This window comes from Streptomyces sp. SID11385 (genome assembly GCF_010548245.1).
GTDB lineage: Bacteria > Actinomycetota > Actinomycetes > Streptomycetales > Streptomycetaceae > Streptomyces.
In genome coordinates, this window is sequence record NZ_JAAGLR010001142.1 from 1 (window position 1) to 221 (window position 221).

Below are 221 nucleotides of genomic sequence, written 5' to 3' on the forward strand. Positions count from 1 at the left end.
GGCGGCCGGACGGCTGTGGTCGGGGTTGCGGGATGTACTGCGGGCCTCGGACGCGGGCGCGCGGCTCGGGGCGCCCGAGGAGACCCGTACGACGCGGGGGCGTCCGGGGCGGACCGGGAGCGCCGAGCAGGGCGGGCGCACGGGCCGCGCCTTCGCCTTCGCCGCGCCGGGCGAGGACTACGCCGTGACGGTCGTGGTGCTCGGCGAACACGGCGCGGAGC

Annotated in this window: 1 pseudogene; it reads left to right on the top strand. The window is 80.1% G+C overall.

The features are described 5' to 3' along the window. Positions 1–221, top strand: a pseudogene (locus tag G3I42_RS34585) (hypothetical protein); the annotation flags it as partial.